The 1,828-nt window shown below is 56.3% G+C and carries 1 protein-coding gene; it reads left to right on the plus strand.

The window, feature by feature from the left end:
• Positions 1-143 precede the first annotated feature (143 nt).
• A complete protein-coding gene (locus FHX09_RS29320) occupies positions 144-1,583 on the plus strand; it encodes an IS1182 family transposase (RefSeq protein ID WP_132588878.1) in 1,440 nt (479 codons plus the stop codon).
• The last annotated feature ends 245 nt before the right edge of the window (positions 1,584-1,828 follow it).

Here is a 1,828-nt window from a genome sequence, read left to right on the forward strand (position 1 = left end):
ACTTCCATCCTATCGGGGAACAACCACCTGCTCTTCAAGAGCGTGACCACTTCTGGCCATCAGGGGCGACTCGCTCCCGCGATTACCCCATGTGTAAAAACTTGATTCTGATATAGAATCATCTTCGTCGATCGGAGGTGGCAATGTCAGGCTATATCGAGGGGACCAGTCGTGATCAGGTTACGCTATTTCCAGATCGACTTGACGATTGGATCGATGAAGATCATCCCGTTCGAGTGATCGACGCATTCGTTGACGCATTGGATTTGGTGGGCGCTGGCTTTGGTCGCATGTCGCCCGCCCAAACTGGTCGCCCCTGTTACCACCCCTCGGTGTTGCTGAAGCTCTTCATTTACGGGTACTTGAACCGCATCCCCTCTAGTCGACGGCTAGAACGTGAGGCCGGGCGCAATGTTGAAGCGATGTGGCTGACCGGGCGGCTGGTTCCGGATCACAAAACCATAGCTGATTTCCGGAAAGACAATGGCCAGCCAATCCGCAAGACCTGCGCCAGATTCGTCGAGCTGTGCCGCCAGATCGGCGTGTTGAGTGGCGGCAGTGTCGCGATCGATGGGAGCAAGTTCAAAGCCGTCAACAACAGGGATCGCAACTTCACGCCCGGCAAGGTCGAGCTGCGGATAAAGCATCTCGAAGTAAGCGCATCGCGATATCTGGAGGAGATGAGCAGAGCCGATGCCCTGGAGCAATCGGAGGCAAAGCTGCGCAAGGTCACACGGCTGACGGAGAAGCTTGCTCGTGTTCGACAGGAAGTCCAAAGACTGGAAGGAATAGCAGAAGCGCTGGAGGATGTACCCGACGGCCAGATTTCCGTGACCGATCCAGACGCGCGATCCATGGCGACATATGGCAAAGGCACGGGCCTGGTGGGCTACAACGTACAGACGGCCGTTGACGTCGATACCCACCTGATCGTTACACACGAGGTCACCAATGTCGGGAATGATCGATCTCAACTGGCTCCGATGGCCAGCGCCGCCAAGGAGGTTCTGGAAGCCGATAAGTTAGATGCAATAGCCGATCGCGGTTACTTCAACGGAGCTGAACTGCTGCGCTGCCATGAGGCAGGGATCACTGCGACCGTGCCAAGACCGGAGACTTCCAACAACCGCAAGAAGGGCATGTTCGTAAAGGCTGACTTCGTTTACGACGCCAGCGCCGATACGTACATCTGCCCCGCCGGAAAGGCGCTGGCGTACAGGTATACAACGGAGGAAAAGGGCCTGATGTTGCGCCGCTACTGGCGCAACGATTGCCCGTCATGCCATCTCAACGTCCAATGCACAACAGGCAAAGAGCGTCGGGTCACCCGTTGGGAACATGAGCATCTGATCGAGGCCATGTATTCCCGAATGGAAGAGAATCCGAACCTCATGCGTACCCGACGATGCACGGTCGAGCATCCGTTCGGCACCATCAAGGCGTGGATGGGCTCGACCCATTTCCAGATGCGCAGGCTGAAAAACGTCCGAACGGAGATGGCGCTACACGTGCTGGCCTACAACATCAAACGGATGATCAATATGATCGGCGCAAAAGCGCTTTTACGAGCTATAACCGCTTGAGGGGCAACAGCACAGACTTCAGGTCCAAAAGCCCTCATACAACCCTTCAGGACTGCCTCCGACGCCTCCCAGTCCAAGAGAAAAGCAAATTCGAGCCGATCCCGTCAGAACGCACTGAACTGCGCGACCAAGACGGTCGCGCTAGAGATTTCACACATGGGGTAATCGCGGGAGCGAGTCGCCCCTGATGGCCAGAAGTGGTCACGCTCTTGAAGAGCAGGTGGTTGTTCCCCGATAGGATGGAA

Source organism: Rhizobium sp. BK538 (genome assembly GCF_014197575.1).
Lineage (GTDB): Bacteria > Pseudomonadota > Alphaproteobacteria > Rhizobiales > Rhizobiaceae > Rhizobium.

Excerpts from the sequence above, each read along its gene's own strand:
- FHX09_RS29320 (WP_132588878.1), top strand. The coding sequence starts at position 144 with ATGTCAGGCTATATCGAGGGGACCAGTCGTGATCAGGTTACGCTATTT.